Consider the following 18,616-nt stretch of genomic DNA (forward strand, 5'->3'; position numbering starts at 1 on the left):
TGCAAAAGAGCCCGGAGACAAAGGCTCCAGGCCCTTTTCTTTACGCAGGCGACTGACTAGCAGTCGCAGGAACACCCAACAATTACCAGCAGGATAAACAGTACGAGCACTAATGCGAAATTATCACCGAAGAAACCGCCGCAGAAAGATGTACTCATCTTTGTTTCCCCTCCTTTCCGTTATGCTCTAGTCTATACACGAACGCACAGGTTGGCGTGGGCGGATGACCAGCTCACCGAAAAATGGGCGCTGGCTTTTTGGACAACAGTTAATATTAGACAAATTCTCAATTGACGAAGAGACAGGGGGGTGATAAGATACTTGCAAACATCAACAAAGTTGCAAATCAACTTCATATTGATGAACGACTCTTATCCAGAGAGGCAGAGGGACTGGCCTGATGAAGCCTCGGCAACCGGTAGAAATCCGGTGCCAATTCCAGCAAAGCTACGGCTTTGAAAGATGAGAGGATGGCCAAGTGCAACTGCATTCCGCGGACAAATCCTCTTCTTTTCAAAGAAGGGGATTTTTTTGTTCAGCTAGGAAACGCTCCATTTTCCTACGCGTATATGCGCAACATAGCGAGACTTGTGCCTTCTGGGTACGAAGGCTTTGCCGCATCAAGGCTGGGCAAGGCCAGGTTTTCCACGACCGAATAAACGAAATGGATGAAATGGCGAAGGATAGCCAAAAAGGAGCAAGCTGATGAAACCAACTTTTCGCGAGCAGCTTTCCCGGAAAATTCTGATTCTCGATGGTGCAATGGGAACCATGCTGCAACAGGCAAACCTGACTGCCGATGACTTCGGCGGTGAGGAGTACGACGGATGTAATGAATTGTTGAACCTGACGAGACCGGACGTGATTCGCGGCATTCATGAGAAGTATTTGGAGGCCGGAGCAGACATCGTCGAGACGAATACGTTCGGGGCTACTTCAGTGGTTCTGGCAGAATACGACGTTGCGGACAAAGACCTCGAAATTAACATCGCGGCTACACGACTGGCAAAAGAAGCGGTGGATGCGTACTCGACCCCGGAATGGCCGCGTTACGTAGCAGGATCGATGGGGCCGACCACCAAGACGCTTTCCTTGACAGGCGGTGTCACGTTTGAAGAGCTGGTCGAGTCGTATTACCGCCAAGCGAAAGGGATGATTATCGGAGGCGCAGACGTCCTTTTGCTGGAGACCTCTCAGGATACGCTGAACGTCAAGGCGGGAGGAATCGGAATTCGCAAAGCCTTTGACGAATTGAACACCGAGCTGCCCGTCATGCTTTCGGGGACGATCGAGCCGATGGGGACCACACTTGCGGGTCAAAACATCGAAGCGTTCTATTTTTCACTGGAGCATCTCAAACCAGTGTCAGTCGGGCTGAACTGTGCGACAGGGCCCGAATTCATGCGTGATCATCTGCGGACCTTGTCCAGTCTCGCACAGTGTGGCGTCAGCTGCTATCCAAATGCGGGACTTCCGGATGAAAACGGGCATTATCACGAGACACCTCAGGGTCTTGCAGCGAAAATGCGGGCGTTTGCCGAGCAGGGGTGGCTGAACATTGCCGGTGGCTGCTGCGGTACGACTCCTGACCATATTCGAGCGATGGCAGAAGCCTTGAAGGATTGCCAGCCGCGGGCGCATGAGATTCCCCCTGTCAGTGCTGTATCCGGAATTGAGGTCGTGTATGTCGAGGATGACAATCGACCGCTGCTCGTAGGTGAGCGCACGAACGTAATCGGCTCGAAAAAATTCCGAGATCTCATTGCCGCTGGTCAATACGAAGAGGCATCCGATATCGCACGCGCGCAGGTGAAGCGCGGTGCCCACGTGATCGACATCTGTCTGGCTGACCCGGATCGGGATGAATACGAAGATATGGAAAAATTCCTGCAATTCATCGTGAAAAAGGTAAAAGCGCCGCTGATGATCGACTCCACGGATGCGAAAGTAATGGAGCTTGGATTGCGCTATTCCCAAGGGAAGGCGATCCTCAACTCGATCAACCTGGAGGATGGGCTGGAGCGCTTTCAGGAAGTCGCGCCGCTGATCCACAAATACGGGGCTGCGGTCGTCGTTGGGACGATCGAGGAAGCCGGTATGGCTGTCACTCGTGAAAAGAAGCTGGAGGTAGCCAAGCGCTCCTATGATATCTTGGTGAACCAATACGGAGTAAAACCGCAGGATATCATTTTCGATCCGCTCGTATTCCCGGTTGGAACCGGTGACGAACAGTATATCGGTTCTGCAAAGGAAACGGTCGAAGGGATCCGCCTGATCAAGCAGGCCATGCCTGAATGTAAAACGATCCTTGGGGTCAGCAATGTCTCCTTTGGCCTGCCAGCTGCCGGCCGGGAAGTGTTGAACGCAGTGTTCTTGTACCACACCACCTTGGCAGGATTAGACTACGCAATCGTCAATACCGAGAAGCTGGAGCGATACGCTTCCATTCCGGAACATGAGCGGAAGCTGGCTGAAGCCCTGCTGTTCGAGACCAATGACGAGACGCTGGCAGCCTTCACGGAGTTTTACCGTCAAAAGAAAAAAGAAGTGAGCGTGGAAGTCTCCAACCTGACGCTGGAAGAACGCTTGGCACGCTACGTTGTCGAGGGCTCCAAGGACGGACTGACCGAGGATCTGCAGCTCGCATTGGAAAAATACGCGCCGCTCGAAATCATCAACGGGCCGCTGATGACAGGAATGGAAGAGGTAGGTCGCCTGTTCAACGGGAATCAGTTGATCGTAGCCGAGGTGCTGCAAAGCGCTGAAGTCATGAAAGCATCTGTATCCTTCCTCGAACCATTCATGGAAAAGTCGGACGCTGCAGCCAAAGGGAAAATCTTGCTCGCAACCGTAAAAGGCGACGTGCACGACATCGGCAAAAACCTTGTGGAAATCATCTTGGCGAACAACGGCTATGAGGTCGTGAATCTCGGAATCAAAGTTCCGCCAGAGCAGCTGATCGCTGCATGCCGGGAAGAGAAGCCGGATGCGATCGGCCTGTCGGGTCTGCTGGTTAAGTCGGCTCAGCAAATGGTGATAACGGCGCAAGACTTGCGCGATGCTGGCATCGACGTACCGATGATGGTCGGTGGCGCTGCGCTGACTCGTAAGTTTACCTCCAACCGGATTGCACCGGAGTACAGCGGAATCGTGCTGTACGCCAAAGATGCCATGGACGGTCTGGACCTCGTGAACCGTTTGCAAAATCCTAAAGAGCGGGAACGCCTATTGGAAGAGCAGCAGCATTTGCTGGAAGCAGTTGCTACCGCCCAACCGGTAATCGAGGAGAAAAAGCCGACGATTCCTGCCCGATCTGCCGTCAGCAAAACGGTTCCTGTACATGTTCCGCCTGATTGTGAGCGTCACGTGCTGCGCCAGTACCCGATCTCTCATCTGCAGCCATACCTGAACCTGCGCATGCTGCTCGGAAAACACCTCGGGGTGCGTGGAAACGTCGACAAGCTCATCGAGTCCGGTGATGAGAAAGTGCTTGCGCTGTACAGTCTTGTGGAAGATTTGCTGAATGACGCCAAACAGAATGAGTCCATCTCAGCGCACGGGGTCTATCAATTCTTCCCGGCGCAGTCCAGCGGCAATGAGGTTCTGGTTTACGATCCAGCGGACCACAGCAGAGTGCTCGAACGTTTTGAATTCCCGCGCCAGCCAGAAGAACCGCATCTTTGCCTCTCCGACTTCCTCCGCCCTGTGGAAAGCGGCGAAATGGACTATGTCGGCTTCCTGACGGTAACCGCCGGTGGTGGCATTCGCGAGCGTTCTACCGAGCTGAAGGAGCAGGGGGACTATCTGCGCTCCCACGTTCTTCAGGCCCTCGCCTTGGAGCTGGCAGAAGCGTTTGCTGAGCGGATCCACCACATCATGCGGGATGTGTGGGGAATTCCAGATCCGGCTGAGATGACGATGCTGGAGCGCTTTGGCGCACGTTACCAAGGGATTCGCGTATCGTTCGGCTATCCCGCGTGCCCGAATCTGGAGGATCAAGCGCAGCTGTTCCGCTTGCTGCAGCCGGAAAGCATCGGAGTCCAACTGACAGAAGGCTTTATGATGGAGCCGGAAGCATCTGTTTCCGCGATGGTATTTGCCCATCCTGAGGCTCGCTATTTTAATGCCGGACCGTCGGTGTTTGAAGTATAAACGGAATCAAAAGGAGAGAAGTGATTGAGTTGACCACAAGCAAGAAAGATTTACGTGGGTATTTGAAGGACCATCTACTGATCGGTGATGGAGCGATGGCGACCCAGCTGCACAGGCTGGGCGTCCCGGTGGGGGTCAGCTTTGAGGAGCTGTGCCTGTCGAATCCAAAGCTCGTACAAGAAGTGCACGATTCCTACTACCTCGCAGGAGCGAGACTCCTCGAGACCAATACGTATTCGGCCAACCGGGATTCCTTGTCCCGCTATGGCCTGGAGCATAAAGTAGCGAGGATTAACCGGCTCGCAGTCAAGCTCGCGCGGGAATCAGCCAAGGATGATGCCTATGTGGCAGGCAGCATCGGTTCGATTTTGGCGGGACGTGTACGCAAGAAAGTGCTGGATGAATATCGCGACCAATATGAGGAGCAGGCCATTGCCTTGCTGCATGCAGGGGTGGACGGCATCATTCTGGAGACATTCCTGGACTTGGAGGAGCTGCTGCTGGCACTGGAAGTCATCCGTCCTCTGACGGATGCTCCGTTGATTGCCCAGCTGGCTACGCTGGAAGTGGGGCGGACGCGTGACGGATATTCGCTGACGGATGCGTTTGGCCAACTGAAAGGGGCAGGGGCGGACATCATCGGCCTCAACTGTCGACTCGGTCCGGCAGAAATTTTGCGCTCTTTTGAAAACACGGTGGTTCCGGAAGGCGCGCTCCTGTCTGCTTTCCCGAACGCAGGACGTTTGGGGATGACGGACGGAGAATACGCGTTTAAATCGACGCCGGAGTATTTTGCCAAGAGTGCATTGAATCTGCGGGAGCAAGGAATTCGCTTGTTGGGCGGTTGTTGCGGTACGACTCCCGCTCACGTGAAAGCCATGGCGGACGCTTTGGAATCTCTGGAGCCGCAAGCCCGGGTCAATCCGACGGTTATTCCGGGTGATCGTCCTCACGTATCGGTGCAGAACGCACGTGAAGCAAAGCCTAGCATTGTCGAACGTGTCAAAACAGAGACGACGATCATCGTGGAATTCGACCCGCCGCGGGATCTGGATGCCGATGCATTCCTGGATGGCTGCTGCGAGCTGCACAGGGCAGGAGCTGACGCCATTACGCTTGCGGATAATTCCTTGGCGACCGTCCGCATGAGCAACATGGCTCTGGGCGCTTTGATGAAAAGCCGGCACGGGATCGAACCGCTGCTGCATTTGGCCTGCCGCGACCGCAATCTGATCGGGCAGCAATCGCACTTGATGGGGCTGCATGCGCTCGGCATCGATCAAATTTTGGTCATCACTGGTGACCCATCTCGATTCGGTGACTTGCCAGGGGCTACGTCCGTATTCGACGTGACCTCCTTTGACTTGATTCGCATGGTGAAGCAGCTGAACGAAGGCGTATCGTTCTCCGGTCGCCCCCTCAAACAAAAAGCGAATTTTATCGTAGGAGCGGCTTTCAATCCGAATGTGAGGCAGATGGATGCTGCAATCGCCCGCCTGGAAAAGAAAGTGGAGGCCGGAGCCGATTACATTATGACCCAGCCTGTGTACGACGCGGAATCGATCAAGCTCGTATACGAGGCGACCAAGCATATCGGGATCCCGGTATTCATCGGGATCATGCCGCTGACCAGCTCGAGAAACGCGGAATTCCTGCACAATGAGGTGCCCGGGATCAAGCTGTCAGCCGAGGCACTGGAACGGATGAAAAAGGTGCAGGGTGAAGCAGCAAGGCAGGAAGGGATCAAGATGGCCAAAGAATTGCTCGATACGGCCGTTCAATACTTCAAAGGCATCTATCTGATCACGCCGTTCAATTATTCTTCGATGGCAGCCGAGCTGGTTCAGTATGTGCGCCAGCAGAGCGCTCTCGTCAAATCAGCCGTACACTAACGAGATAACGAAATCGACGGGCCCTTGGGTGAAGAAGCAGGCATTTTGCCGCTCTTTACTCAAGGGCCTTCATTTGTTCCAGCATGAAAGCGATTTTTTTTATTTCACGCTTGAGAAACGTTGCGACCTCATTGCCGGTCATAGTCAGGTATTGCTTTTGGCGTAAAAAACGCTCGGCAATATGAGGAAATGCCAGGTCTATATACATCAGATGGCGCTGGCTGCGCGACAATGAATTTTCATTCAGATAACCAGACAGCAAATAATGGAAGCTTTGCGGGCTCCAACGCTTGTTTTTTCTCATGAGTAAAGAGAGGATCCGGCTGATATCTTTTGAGGGAAAATCATAACGGACATCTTCCCAGTCGATGACGGTAATTTTTTGCTTATCGGCCAGCAGGTTGCCATTATTAAAGTCCCCATGGCACAAAAAGTGCTTGTAGCAGGGGAGTTCCTTCCACTGCATGAAATAGGTGGATGCTTGCAGGCTGTCGAGTGCGATCTTGCCGGCAATGAGAAAGAAGGGGAGGTGCTGGTAAATGATTCGAAGCTTCGGGTCCGTGGTATCCTCGTGCATTTGCCTCCATCGCAGAAGGCTGGCAAAATCTTGTTCGTACTCTTCTTCCCAGGTAGGCGCGGCGTTAAATTGCTCGCTTGAGGCAGTTTTAAAGCCGACGGAAGCAGCATGTATTTTGCCCAAGGTAGCGCCGACTCGTTTGATTCGAAATGGAGTATTGAGAGCGAGCATGGGACCCCGTGCCCACTCTTGTATGATAAAGGGGGTGCCTTTCCAGTAGATGAAGCGTTTGTTGTCTCTCGTTTTTTTGGTTTTGGGGATGTGAATTCCTTTTCGCAGCAGATGTTCTTCAGCGTCTAGAATAAATTCCTGTCTATGCGTGGGTGAAAATAAACTTTTCCCCACCCATTTCCCTTTTAAAGACTTAAGGTACACGACTAATGACTTGTCTGTGTTTCGCTCCACGTGGTGACCGACTATTTTCAAATCGTATTCTTCCTCGATCAAGCGGATGAGTGCATCCATCTCTATCCTCCATTCATCGAGTATACGATTATCCTACTGGCAGGGAAGGCGAGACGTGACAACTAGTGCAGGGGATGCCAGCCTTTTTCCAGCAAAAACTCGCTGAGCTTGCTGAACATGGCCAGTCGTTCCTCGCGAGTGAAGGAAGCATTTGCCCCACTGGTCGAAGGGATGACGAAGAGATAGCTGCCCGGCCAATCCGTTGTTTTGAAACGGCGTTCCGGCTGAAGCCCGAGAGAAATCGCTGCCTTTTTCTGTCCAGTGGCATGGCGAAAGGCAGTGATCCCGTTGAAGCAAATCACACGTGGGCGATAGGTCTGGACCATCTGTTGGAATTGCTCCGCGCCGAGCGTATAATCTTCTTCGCGCAAATCAGTGGAAGAACGAGTCGGCCGCGATACCAGGTCGGTAATCCCGTAGTTATAGTCCAGTAAGCTCGCTGTCTCTTCAGGAGCAAAGCGATGCGGGGTCAATCCGCCCTCGAACAAGCCTCGCCAGAAAAGGTTTGCTGGATTTGCATAATGGTATCCGGCGTTGGCAGAGACTCTCCCAGGATTGATTCCGCAGAACAGCACAGCCAGATCCCGCTTTATGTATGTGGGCAACCATTTTTCCGTGAAGTGTACCAACCTGTTTCCCTCCTGTCCCACCCATTGTAGCATGATCCATTGCTGTCCATACAAAAAAGCCGCCCCGAAAGAGGACGGCTGTTTCGCATGTTGAATTACAGCTGAGGATACGGGAGCATTTGCTCAGGTTCTGCTATCGTAAATTGCTCCATTTCGTTCCGGACGTATTTTTTCGCCTCGAATGGAACTTCTTCATGATCTTCTTTTCCCCACAACCAGCGTGACAGCGATTGTAGCATAGGTAGGACCCCTCACTTTGTGGAAATAATTGACACAAGGTAAGGATACTCCTGTTTTGTAAAATTGTGGTTGCCTGGATGTGAAGATGTTGTGAAGAAAGGCGAAATGTGAACTATTGTTCTTCTTTTTCTTCTTCGTAGTCTTCGTAGAACCAGAGCGGATCTTTGTTGTCCACATCGCCATTATAGTTGATGAAGACTTCTTCCCCAGCTTTTATGTCTGTATACGCGTAAAAGTCGAAAGTATGGTTATCGAAATTAATTTCGTAAATGGCATTCGGTTCATACGAATGGTTAAACAGCATGCCATACCCCAGGAGAATACAGGTGTGGTTGGCGCCATACTCAAAGGCGTAGTCGGCAATCATGGTTTTTTCGATATGCTCGTGCTCTTCATTTGGATAGGGGAGGACCGGCGCTTCGTGGATCAATTCCCCTTTCCGTATATCTTTCGTGGCGAATACTCCTCGATTGAGATCGCCATTGCTTATGCTGGAAGTTTTCACGGTCAGCATGTCAATCACCTGCACATTCTTTGTCGAGAACAAAATGTCTCTGATTTTACTTAAGCATGACAGCTTGGCGGTATGAAAGCAACGGTTGTTTACAGTTGCGGTCATTGAGAAAGGATGGAAAGCCGCATTTACTCCGTAAGCTTGTCCGAAACAACAAGAAAGAATGTGGCGATGGGACCGAAAAATAAGGAGAGCAAAAACCAGTTCATCCCACTGCGGTTTTTCCCTTGAGCTAATCCGGCGTTGATCAGGGCGAGGGTGCCCCAGCCGACGAAAAATTGGTTATCCACGCTTCCGTTTCCCCTTCTCTTCTTAGCTTCTATGTTCGTTGCTACATGATGTGATATTTACTTATTTTACCATCCAAGCGCATCCCGAACAATTCTGAAGAAACGGCATATGAACGACAGGCAGGAACTGGACCGAATTTTCAGCCGAAACCATTTTCAATCATCCATCCATGTGCTATTGTGAAAAATAAATTTCAGGGGTGGGAGATTCCAATGGGGAACTATTATCTATTTGTCATCATGTCCGTCTTGCTCATTATTCTTCCCGGTCCGGATACGGGATTGGCGACGCAAAATACCATTGCCTACGGAAAAAAGGGAGGCTTTCAAACGGTTTTCGGCATCTCAACCGGTTTGATCGTGCACACGCTGGCGGCCGTATTTGGACTTTCCGCCATGATTGTCAAGTCGGCCGTCTTGTTTTCCTTTTTTAAATACGTCGGTGCCGTCTATTTGATTTATTTGGGAATCACCTCGCTCTGGTCCCTGCGGAAAAAGAATGGGGATACCCAGAGCGATATACCCGCGAAATACAAGCATAAGTCGCCTTTTCGCCAAGGGTTTTTAACCAATCTGCTCAATCCCAAGGTAGCTGTATTCTTCCTGACCTTCTTGCCGCAGTTTTTGACCGCGGGAACGAAACCATTTTTGCAATTTCTCGGCATGGGCATGACGTACACCATTCTTACCATTCTGTGGTTCGTCCTGTACGTATCGTTCATCAATTACATTCGGACGTGGATGAAAAAGCCTTCCACACAGCGGGCCATTCAAGGGATTTCTGGGTTTGTGCTTGTAGGCTTTGGGATCAAGCTCGCCTTTGAAAAAGCCCCAAGCTAAAGTAGATCTTGCAAGAAGATGTACATTCACTTTGGTATCGTAAAAAGCGCTCCTCGTTTGAGGAACGCTTTTTGCAGGAGAGCTTACAGCTTGTAGATGGCGGAGTATTTTTTCTCCAGGTAATCCATCAGATACGTTGCGTTCGTACCCTCGCCAGTGATGGCCAGAACCAGCTCTTTCGGGCTCTTCATTTTCCCGTATTGGTGAATGTTTTCTTTCAGCCATTCACGAATCGGACCAAATTCGCCTTTTTCGATCAAATCTTCGTAGTCATTGATTTGCTGCTGCATGACGTGGGCAAACTGAGCAGCATACACGTTGCCCAAAGAGTAGGTAGGGAAGTAGCCAAAGCTGCCGCCAGACCAGTGAACGTCCTGCAAAACACCCAGCGTATCATTCGGAGGAACGACACCCAAATACTCTTTCATTCTATCGTTCCAGATCGTTGGCAGATCAGCGACTTCGATCGTCCGGTTGATCAGGCCTTTTTCGATTTCGTAGCGGATCATGACGTGCAGATTGTAGGTCAATTCGTCTGCTTCGGTACGGATGTAAGAAGGGGTGACCACGTTGATGGCGCGGTAGAACGAATCTACGCTGACTCCGTCAAACTGGGCAGGGAATGCTTTTTGCAGGTCGCTGTACAGACCGTTCCAGAATGGCAGACTACGTCCCACCATGTTTTCCCAGAAGCGAGATTGCGACTCGTGGATGCCCATGGATGTTCCGTCACAGAGAGGCGTGAACAGCAGCTGCGGATTGATGTTTTGCTCGTACATGGCGTGTCCTGCCTCATGGATGCAGCTGAACAGCGCAGAGTTGAATTCGTTTGCGTCATAGCGGGTCGTGATGCGCACGTCTCCAGGATTGAAGGACGTGCAGAACGGGTGAACGCTGCGGTCCATGCGTCCTGCCTGGAAGTCGTAGCCGATGCGCTCCAGGACAAAGCGGCTGAACGCCTCTTGCTCACCGATCGGGAAATGTCTTTTCAAGAAGGACGTGTCAGGCTTGTTCGGTGAATCTGCGATAGCGGATACGAGCTTCACTGTTTTCTCACGCAGCGTGGCAAAGATGGGATCCAGCTGATCGACCGTCATGCCAGGCTCGTACAGATCGAGAAGGGTGTTGTACTTGTTCTTCCCGTCGTGACCCCAATACTCGATGAACTCGAGCTGGAAGTTGACGATTTTCTCCAGGTAGGGCTGGAACATGGAGAAATCATTTTTCTCGCGCGCTTCTTCCCAGATGGTTTCTGCTTGCGAAGTCAGGATGACGAACTCCTGGTATTTGGCGGCAGGAATCTGTTTATTTCGGTCAAATTCCTTTTTGCATTCGAGCACGGTGTGGCGAGTTACTTCGTCGAGTGCTTCCAGTGCGGAAGGCTCGCTCAGTGTCTCCAGATAATCTTCCATCTCTTTTGAGGTAGCCAGCTTGAATTGTTCGCCTGCCAGTGTTCCAATGACTTCGGAACGGGCTTCCATTCCTTTTCGAGGCGCTTGGGTCGCTTTGTCCCAATGAAGGACGGCGAGTGCCTGATTGTAGCTCGTCATCTTTTTCACGAAGTCACGAAAAGCGGTTGCACGTGATTCCAGATTGGTCGTCATGGAGTCCCTCCTGATATGATTTTGGTATGTACTTCCAGCATACAGTCAAAAAATTTTTACTAATACACATTATAACGTTTTCAACAAAAAATACTAGGTGGATGCAGCACGCAAATGTCGGTATAATCGTAAGGAATAGATTGTGGATTCTTATTAGGAACGACAGGAGAATGAAGATGAGTCAAACCAATCCCCAATGGGAGAATGAAATAGCGAAACGGCGCACCTTTGCCATCATCTCCCACCCGGACGCGGGTAAGACAACGATGACGGAAAAACTGCTTTACTACGGCGGAGCGATCCGTGAAGCTGGAATGGTAAAGGGACGGAAAAACTCCAAGCACGCTACGTCCGACTGGATGGAGATCGAGAAAAAGCGCGGAATCTCCGTTACCTCTTCGGCAATGGACTTTGAATACAAAGGACATCATATCAACATTTTGGATACGCCTGGTCACCAGGACTTCAGTGAAGACACGTACCGTACACTGACCGCTGCAGACGCGGCTGTGATGATCATCGACGTGGCGAAAGGGGTGGAGGCGCAGACGATCAAGCTGTTCAAGGTCTGTCGGATGCGGGGAATCCCGATCTTCACCTTCGTCAACAAACTGGACCGTCACGGGAAAGATCCATTCGAGCTGCTGGAAGAAATCGAGCGCGTACTGGGTATCCGTTCTTACCCAATGAACTGGCCGATCGGCATGGGCAGCTACTTCAGCGGGGTATACGACCGGATGAAATCACGCGTGGAGCTGTACCAGAACAATTCACAGCACGAGGAGATCTCCTTCTTCCCCGTAGAAGGTGCAGAAGACCCGTTGATTGGCGATCGCGTCGGTCAGGAGCTGTGGCAGCAGCTGCAGGATGAAGTCTCCCTGCTGGATGTAGCAGGTGACGATTACAACGAAGAGCTGATCGCAAAGGGAGAACTGACTCCTGTCTTTTTCGGCAGTGCGATCAACAACTTCGGGGTGCAGACCTTTCTGGACAACTTTTTGCAGATGGCGCCACCGCCTTCTCCGAAAAAAAGCAATGCCGGGTTGATCGATCCGTACTCCAATGCGTTCTCCGGCTTCATTTTCAAAATCCAGGCCAACATGAATCCTGCCCACCGTGACCGGATTGCGTTCCTGCGCATCTGCTCTGGAAAGTTCGAGCGGGGGATGTCCGTGAAGCACGTTCGTCTGGGGAAAGATATCAAGCTTGCTCAGCCTGTGCAGTTCATGGCGCAGGACCGTGAGATCGTCGAGGAGTCATTTGCGGGGGATGTCATCGGGTTGTTTGACCCGGGAATTTTCCAAATCGGCGATACACTCTGTGTCGGCCAGTCTTTTGAATACGAGGAAATGCCGCACTTCTCGCCGGAGTTCTTCTCCAAGGTCATGGTGAAAGACGCCATGAAGCACAAGCAATTCCAAAAAGGAATCATGCAGCTGACGGAAGAGGGAACTGTGCAGCTGTTCCGGACCCATCCGATGGAAGAGCTGATCCTTGGCGTGGTAGGGGTACTCCAGTTTGAAGTACTGGAATACCGCCTGAAGGCCGAGTACGGCGTCGACATCATGCTTACCCGTATGCCTTACCAGATCGCTCGCTGGCTCGAAGGCGAAAAAGCCGACATCGACGCGCTCAAAAACAAGATCGTCACAGATCGCTACGGCCGGCCGGTCATGCTTTTCGAAAGCGAGTATCAGCTGCGGGTCGCTATGGATAAATATTCGTCGATTAAATTCCATGAAAGCTCGCTGGGATTGAAATCGGTGCTTTCGTAAAGGAAAGGGACTCACGTTTGACGGTGAGTCCCTTTTTCCTCTTTCAATCGGTAGCAGCTCGTGAAGAGTCGTATACAAACAGTTTGAGCTCATTTGTGTCATTTGGCATTTGAATGAGCCGCTCGAACCGCAGCCCGATTTTCTCCAGCAAGCGGCCAGAGGCGTGATTGTCCACATTGGTGATTGCCACTACCCGCGTCAGACCAACTTCCTGGCGGGCATATTGCATGACGGCTGCTGCCGCTTCATAGGCATAGCCTTTCGAGCGGTAGGGCGGGAGATAAGCAAATCCGATATCGACATCCTCCAGGCCATCCCGCTTGATGAGACCACAGAGCCCGATCGGCACATCGTCTTCTTTACGGGCTACGAGGTACAGACCGAAGCCGTATTTTTGGTACATCGCGATTGCCCCGTTTGCAATGTAGGACCGAGCTTGCTCGACTGTCCGTACGCCGCGGTCTCCAATGAACTGGATCCAAGCGGGGTCATTGACGAGCTCAAGAATAAAAGCAGCATCGTCTTCTGTTTGATAGCGAAGATAGAGGCGTTCTGTTTCCAAAATGACCAAGGCAATCACCATCCTCAAATGACTGTGAGTTACTCCCATACATAATGTACGGCAAGCCATTTTGATTTTCCTCTAGCAAGTTATTTTCTTTATCCTATTTGGACGACTCTCCTCATATATTGGGACAAAGACGGTACCACCCAAGGAGAGGAGGAGAATGCCTTGAGGGTTCTCCTGTTTGTCGTGTTATTTCTCGTTTCGTTTGATATGCACGCGCAGACGCCGCTGCTGGCGCCTTATCTCAACATACTCGGGGTGTCTGCGGCGATGATCGGCTTTGTGCTGGGAGGATATGCCATCAGTAATCTCACAGGAAATCTGCTGGCGGGCCCCTTTTTGGACCGATACCCGAAAAAGTGGTTTATCGCCGGGGGACTGTTTCTTGCAGGGGTGATGTTGATCGGTCAAGGTGTGGTTCAGCACACGGGAGGCTTCTTTGCGTTTCGGCTCATGCTCGGCTTTTTAATGGCATTCGTTTCTCCCGCTTGTTCGGCGCTGCTCGGTGAGACAGGCAGGACGGCTGTCGAGCAGGGCCAAATCATGGGGAAAAAGGGATTGGTGCTGACGTCAGCAGGGATTGTCTCACCCGCAGTCGGCAGCTTTCTAGCCGTACAGTTCGGTTACAGCCAATCGTTTATCATTCTAGGCTACCTCATGATGATCGCAGGGGTGTTTGCATGGCTGGTCCTGCCGGTTAAAGTACCAGGAAGCGAACTGATCCCCGGACGAAGCAAGGCACCAGTCAGAGGAAAAGGGAAGGGGAGCCTTTCAGCCGTCTTGGAAAATCGCTTGCTCTATCCCGCTTTTCTTGGCGGCTTTGCCATCATTTATGCGCAAGGGACCATTATTTACGAGGTTCCCCTGCTGATACAACGTCAAGGGCTTTCTCCGGCAGTGACTGGCGTGCTGTTCAGCCTCAAAGGTCTCGGTGCCCTCGCCATCCTCTGCCAGTTCTGGCTGTACAAGGTGTCTGTCGAGCAGCGGACATTCGCAGGCATCGGTGTCCTTAGTCTCTTGCTCTACACGATGGCGATCGGAGTAGCGATCCCGCTTCATCTCATGATGTTTTTGCTAGGGGCATGCTTCGGCATGTTGTTCCCGGCATTGGCTACGCTCCTGACGGTTCATTCTCCACGCGAGCTGTACGGCAGTGCGTTCAGTATCTATTCAGCGGTGCTTTCCATGGGAGCTGTGCTAAGTCCGATCATTGCAGGGCTTTTGGGGAACTGGCATCACTCGTATTTCATCGCGTTTTTCGTCACGGCAGGCGTATGCTTGGCAGGGGGGATTCATCGGCTCCTGCTGAGCGGAGTTCCGAGGTAATCCTTCACTCCAACTATACGGGAGGCAAGCAGACCGGAGCATTCAAAAAGACCGCAGCTGGAAGCTCGGTCTTTTTGGTTTGGCTGGTCCGCCCTGTATCTGTTTTGCTTTAGTCTGAGCGGGAGATCCTGCTCTTTACGTGTTTGAGCTCAGCCACGATGATAAAGCTCACGATGACGAGCAAAAACCAGGAGCTGATTTTGCTGAGATGCACGATTTCCCAGCCATCGCGCTGATTGGGATAGTACCAGGCGCCAAAAAAAGTGGCGATATTTTCGGCGATCCAGATAAAAAAGCCAATCAGAAAAAAAGCGAGTGGAAGCGGCATCCACAGTCGCTCCTCGGCTACGCGAAAATGAACGCGTGTACGCCAAAAGACTGGGAAAATAGCGAACATGAGAACCCAGCGCAGATCCACAGAGAAGTGGTGGGTGAAGAAGTTGAGATAGATCGCCGCTCCTAGCAGCATGGCCAGCCATGGCACAGGCCAGGCGGTCAGCGTGACATCTAGGCGTCGCCAAGCCTGACACAAGTAGCTGGCCACACTCGCGTACATGAATCCGCTGTAGAGAGGAACGCCAAAAATCTTGCTGTAGGCTTCTTCGGGATAACTCCAGGATCCCATGCGCACCTTGAACAGCTCCAAAGCCAGCCCGATCAGATGAAAAACCGTGATGACTTTCAACTCGTCCTTTGTCTCCAGGCCGCTCTTCACCATGACCACCTGAAAGAAGAGGCAAAGGATAAGCAAGAGATCATACCTGCCGATTCCGGGGATGGTGGCAAATTTGGATATGGCGAGTGAAGCGAAGATAAACACCGGAAACAGGCAGGACATCGCCTCCTGATAGGCAAAGTGCAGCAGGAGGCGGATGGCGCGCATCACTTCTTGATGTCGTCCGCAGGAGTCGGACCGACTGCAACAGGCAGATCGTAGGAGCTCCAATCGCTCCAGCTGCCCGCGTAAAGCTTCGCATCCGTCCGTCCGGCAGCATGCAGCGCCAGGAGGTTCGTGCAGGCAGTCACACCCGATCCGCAGTAGACGATGATATCTTGATCAGCAAACGGGGCGATGCGCTCCTGCAGTCTTTCTACGGGAAGCATGGTCAGATCCGCATCGAGATTGTCTTTGTAAAAGAAGTGCCGGGCACCGGGAATGTGCCCGGCTTTCGGATCGAGCGGTTCCATCTCGCCGCGGTAGCGTTCGCCTGCCCGAGAGTCCAGCAACGCAGTTTCTGGACTTCTCTCCTGGACCGCTTGATTGCTGGCGAGCATCTCCGGGCGTACTCGCGGTGTAAAGGTGCGAGGCATGGGGGTGCGAACCTCTGCCGTGACCTCGTAGCCAGCTCGTTTCCAGGCTGCGTATCCACCGTTCAGGACAGCTGTCTTGTCGTGACCGAAATAGCGCAGGAGCCACCAAAGACGGCCAGCCATCGACATTTCCTGATCGTCATAAGCGATTACTGTCGTATGCTCATCAATGCCTGCCTGCGATAGGAGGGCAGCGAATGCATCCGGCTCTGGCAGAGGATGGCGTCCGCCGTGCTCGCCTTTCGTGCCGGAGAGGTCACGGTTCAGATGGAAGTAGAGAGCACCAGGAATGTGATCCTGTTCATACCCTTCAGCACCGGCTTCTGCGATGCTCAGATTGAATCGGCAGTCTACGATGACGAGATTGTCGTCATGAAGATGGTCGTGCAGCCATTGCGGCGTGACGAGTGCTTGCATTCTTCTCCCTACTTTCACTTTTTTTCCTCCATCATAGCAGAAGACCAGTCCGATCGGGTACAATATTTAAGGGTTGGGGGAGGAAGGAGACATCTCATGAAACGATTCATTCGCTATTTTCTGGAGGGCTTGCTGTACGTCATACCGTTGGCCGTGACGGTGTACATCCTGTATACCATCTTTGTCACGATCGACAGCTGGCTCGGGCTTGGGATACCGGGAGTTGGATTCATTTTGACCATCATCGGGGTGACCGTGATCGGTTTTCTGGCTTCCAATGTGCTGACACGCGGTGTGCTGTCACTGGTATCCAAAGTATTTGAAAGAGTGCCTTTTATCAAATTGATCTATACCTCCATCAAGGATTTGATCGGAGCGTTTGTCGGAGAGAAGAAAAGCTTTGACAAACCGGTGCTGGTCACATTATCCAAGGATGGGAGCGCCAAAGCGATTGGCTTTATCACCAAGGAAAGCCTGGATGGATATGGTCTGGCTGATCACGTAGCCGTCTATTTTCCCCAGTCGTACAATTTTGCGGGTAATCTCTTGTTGTTTCCAAGCGAACAGGTTCAGCCGCTGGATGTGGATAGCTCGGAAGCAATGGCATTTCTCGTGTCAGGTGGGGTTTCAGGAAAATGATGAATTGCGATCAAGTAGAAATCGTAGCAGTAGATGCAGAAAACTGGTACCCATGCTGCCAGCTGGAGGTAGCAAAGAGCCAAATCGGGCATATCGAAAGCAATGCCGTTTCCATTGCCCAATCGAAGTTTGAGCCGACACTCATGCCCTATGCCATTCTTTTGGATGGGGAAGTAGTGGGATTTCTCATGTTTAATTCTGTTCCTGAAGAATTGGATGGCTATTGGATCTACCGAATCATGGTGGATCAGAACTATCAAAACAGAGGCATTGGCAAGCGTGCAGCCAGTCTGATGATTCAGGAAATGAAGAAGTTGCCAGGCGCCAAGCGGATCGTCGTCGGTTATCATCCCGAGAACAAGGAGGCCCATCAGCTGTATGCCGGATTAGGCTTCGTCGATCGGGGAGACCGTTTCGGAAAAGAAATGGCAGTCGTGCTGGACCTGTAAACGATGAGTTTTGATTCAGTCAAAAAAGGGATGTTCCACAGGAACATCCCTTTGATTCGTTTTAGCTGCTGAAAAATCCACTGCGACTGCTGTGTCTTCTGCGGTAATGATGATGCCCGTATGTTTTGTGGCCGTGCTTCCAGAAGGGTCCGCGATGCTTGTAATCACTGCTGCTGTAGCGTCGGTATCCATGACCGCCCATTCTCCATAGAAAGCTTGCTCCCTTTTTCAGCAGAGCTACTATGATGATAGCAGCAATGATGAACAGCACGAGTCCGATACCCAAAATGGTAAGTATGACTGTCATCCACATCTTCTCCTTGGCATTCGATCTACCTGGTTATACGGAGAAGGGGACGGCAGGTTTCAAAATGTCAGCCCTCGGCATTCAGGTAATGCTCGTAGCGGGTGTAGTCGATCTGCTTGTCCTTCAAATGCGCGATCAACCATTTGTGGTCACGCTTCGGTGTTGCGATGATATATCCTTTGACGATCAAATCGATGGTGATGGTCGTCGCTTTTTCCTCCAGGGCAATCTGTCCGATCTTGCCAGCGATGGTGCGTCTCGCCACATCGCGGAACAGCTGAGGAACCGGCTCGACGAGTTCATCCAGCAGTTTGAGCCCTTCCTCGGTCCAGAGAGAACGCGTATGGTCGATGTAGTAATCCTGCCAGTCCAGATCGGATTTACCGTCTTGCTTTGGCATGGATTTTAAAAACTTGCGAAACATGAAGTAGCCGCCGATTCCCATCAAACCTACGAGGAGGATGGACCAACCGACGATAAACAGGGAAAACCCTGTGGACATTTGTGACATGAAGCTGCACCTCGTTTTGATTACTTTATGAGCCAAAATGTTTCATAAGAGAAGTGTACCGTATTTTACCTGCAGCAACAAACTTTTTGTGCAAAAGCCCATCCTGCGGG

19 protein-coding genes and 1 riboswitch are annotated in these 18,616 nt (G+C 51.7%); of the genes, 7 read left to right on the forward strand and 12 right to left on the reverse strand.

Annotated features, from left to right (window positions below; genetic code table 11):
• Positions 1–56: 56 nt before the first annotated feature.
• Complete coding sequence (locus JNE38_RS11540) at positions 57–158, reverse strand: YjcZ family sporulation protein (protein ID WP_203356679.1); 102 nt, start codon at positions 156–158, stop codon at positions 57–59.
• 210 nt (positions 159–368) lie between these two features.
• Positions 369–469: riboswitch (SAM riboswitch) on the forward strand.
• Positions 470–705: 236 nt separating this feature from the next.
• On the opposite strand from JNE38_RS11540, the gene metH reads away from it, so the two are divergent.
• Entirely contained in the window at positions 706–4,152 is a 3,447-nt protein-coding gene (metH, locus tag JNE38_RS11545; RefSeq protein WP_203356680.1) for a methionine synthase, read from the forward strand.
• 29 nt (positions 4,153–4,181) lie between these two features.
• Positions 4,182–6,044 (forward strand): bifunctional homocysteine S-methyltransferase/methylenetetrahydrofolate reductase, encoded by a 1,863-nt coding sequence (locus tag JNE38_RS11550; RefSeq protein WP_203356681.1) that lies wholly within the window; start codon positions 4,182–4,184, stop codon positions 6,042–6,044.
• 55 nt (positions 6,045–6,099) lie between these two features.
• Here JNE38_RS11550 and JNE38_RS11555 read toward each other — a convergent pair whose 3' ends face one another.
• The 5 genes from JNE38_RS11555 to JNE38_RS11575 all read right to left on the reverse strand — a co-directional run bounded on the left by JNE38_RS11555 (position 6,100) and on the right by JNE38_RS11575 (position 8,759).
• Positions 6,100–7,086 carry a phosphotransferase gene (locus tag JNE38_RS11555; RefSeq protein WP_203356682.1) on the reverse strand — a complete coding sequence of 329 codons (987 nt, stop codon included), beginning with the start codon at positions 7,084–7,086 and terminating at the stop codon, positions 6,100–6,102.
• 62 nt (positions 7,087–7,148) lie between these two features.
• A complete protein-coding gene (locus tag JNE38_RS11560) occupies positions 7,149–7,715 on the reverse strand; it encodes a mismatch-specific DNA-glycosylase (RefSeq protein ID WP_203356683.1) in 567 nt (188 codons plus the stop codon).
• 95 nt (positions 7,716–7,810) lie between these two features.
• The gene (locus JNE38_RS11565; protein ID WP_203356684.1) at positions 7,811–7,954 is read right to left on the reverse strand and encodes a hypothetical protein; all 144 of its coding nucleotides are present in this window, start codon (positions 7,952–7,954) and stop codon (positions 7,811–7,813) included.
• Between the two features lie 113 nt (positions 7,955–8,067).
• Complete coding sequence (locus tag JNE38_RS11570; protein ID WP_203356685.1) at positions 8,068–8,469, reverse strand: SET domain-containing protein; 402 nt, start codon at positions 8,467–8,469, stop codon at positions 8,068–8,070.
• Between the two features lie 128 nt (positions 8,470–8,597).
• Positions 8,598–8,759 carry a hypothetical protein gene (locus JNE38_RS11575; RefSeq protein ID WP_203356686.1) on the reverse strand — a complete coding sequence of 54 codons (162 nt, stop codon included), beginning with the start codon at positions 8,757–8,759 and terminating at the stop codon, positions 8,598–8,600.
• 213 nt (positions 8,760–8,972) lie between these two features.
• Between JNE38_RS11575 and JNE38_RS11580 the strand changes: the two genes are divergently transcribed.
• Positions 8,973–9,599: a LysE family translocator gene (locus JNE38_RS11580; RefSeq protein WP_203356687.1), complete on the forward strand. Its 627-nt coding sequence runs from the start codon at positions 8,973–8,975 to the stop codon at positions 9,597–9,599.
• Positions 9,600–9,682: 83 nt separating this feature from the next.
• Here the strand turns inward: JNE38_RS11580 and JNE38_RS11585 are convergent, their stop codons facing one another.
• Positions 9,683–11,203: a carboxypeptidase M32 gene (locus JNE38_RS11585; protein ID WP_203356688.1), complete on the reverse strand. Its 1,521-nt coding sequence runs from the start codon at positions 11,201–11,203 to the stop codon at positions 9,683–9,685.
• Between the two features lie 176 nt (positions 11,204–11,379).
• Here JNE38_RS11585 and JNE38_RS11590 point away from each other — a divergent pair, with 176 nt between their 5' ends.
• A complete protein-coding gene (locus tag JNE38_RS11590) occupies positions 11,380–12,978 on the forward strand; it encodes a peptide chain release factor 3 (protein WP_203356689.1) in 1,599 nt (532 codons plus the stop codon).
• Between the two features lie 43 nt (positions 12,979–13,021).
• Here JNE38_RS11590 and JNE38_RS11595 read toward each other — a convergent pair whose 3' ends face one another.
• Positions 13,022–13,549 carry a GNAT family N-acetyltransferase gene (locus tag JNE38_RS11595; protein ID WP_203357514.1) on the reverse strand — a complete coding sequence of 176 codons (528 nt, stop codon included), beginning with the start codon at positions 13,547–13,549 and terminating at the stop codon, positions 13,022–13,024.
• A 162-nt stretch (positions 13,550–13,711) separates the two neighbouring features.
• On the opposite strand from JNE38_RS11595, the gene JNE38_RS11600 reads away from it, so the two are divergent.
• Positions 13,712–14,872 carry an MFS transporter gene (locus JNE38_RS11600; protein WP_203356690.1) on the forward strand — a complete coding sequence of 387 codons (1,161 nt, stop codon included), beginning with the start codon at positions 13,712–13,714 and terminating at the stop codon, positions 14,870–14,872.
• Between the two features lie 109 nt (positions 14,873–14,981).
• On the opposite strand, the gene JNE38_RS11605 is transcribed toward JNE38_RS11600, so the two are convergent.
• Complete coding sequence (locus JNE38_RS11605) at positions 14,982–15,755, reverse strand: DUF817 domain-containing protein (RefSeq protein WP_203357515.1); 774 nt, start codon at positions 15,753–15,755, stop codon at positions 14,982–14,984.
• Positions 15,755–16,600 (reverse strand): sulfurtransferase, encoded by an 846-nt coding sequence (locus tag JNE38_RS11610; RefSeq protein WP_203357516.1) that lies wholly within the window; start codon positions 16,598–16,600, stop codon positions 15,755–15,757. The genes JNE38_RS11605 and JNE38_RS11610 overlap by 1 nt, the downstream gene beginning before the upstream one ends.
• Before the next feature lie 96 nt (positions 16,601–16,696).
• Between JNE38_RS11610 and JNE38_RS11615 the strand changes: the two genes are divergently transcribed.
• Both JNE38_RS11615 and JNE38_RS11620 read left to right on the forward strand, forming a co-directional pair.
• Positions 16,697–17,239, forward strand: coding sequence for a DUF502 domain-containing protein (locus JNE38_RS11615; protein WP_203356691.1), 543 nt, complete (start codon positions 16,697–16,699; stop codon positions 17,237–17,239).
• The gene (locus tag JNE38_RS11620) at positions 17,239–17,688 is read left to right on the forward strand and encodes a GNAT family N-acetyltransferase (RefSeq protein ID WP_203357517.1); all 450 of its coding nucleotides are present in this window, start codon (positions 17,239–17,241) and stop codon (positions 17,686–17,688) included. Before JNE38_RS11615 ends, JNE38_RS11620 begins: the two co-directional genes overlap by 1 nt.
• 61 nt (positions 17,689–17,749) lie before the next feature.
• On the opposite strand, the gene JNE38_RS11625 is transcribed toward JNE38_RS11620, so the two are convergent.
• Together JNE38_RS11625 and JNE38_RS11630 are read right to left on the reverse strand one after the other, a co-directional pair.
• Positions 17,750–17,995 carry a hypothetical protein gene (locus JNE38_RS11625; RefSeq protein WP_203356692.1) on the reverse strand — a complete coding sequence of 82 codons (246 nt, stop codon included), beginning with the start codon at positions 17,993–17,995 and terminating at the stop codon, positions 17,750–17,752.
• Between the two features lie 67 nt (positions 17,996–18,062).
• On the reverse strand, positions 18,063–18,506 hold the full coding sequence (locus JNE38_RS11630) for a DUF2621 domain-containing protein (RefSeq protein WP_203356693.1): 444 nt from the start codon (positions 18,504–18,506) through the stop codon (positions 18,063–18,065).
• Between the last annotated feature and the right edge of the window lie 110 nt (positions 18,507–18,616).

Source organism: Brevibacillus choshinensis (assembly GCF_016811915.1).
GTDB classification, from domain to species: Bacteria; Bacillota; Bacilli; order Brevibacillales; family Brevibacillaceae; genus Brevibacillus; species Brevibacillus choshinensis_A.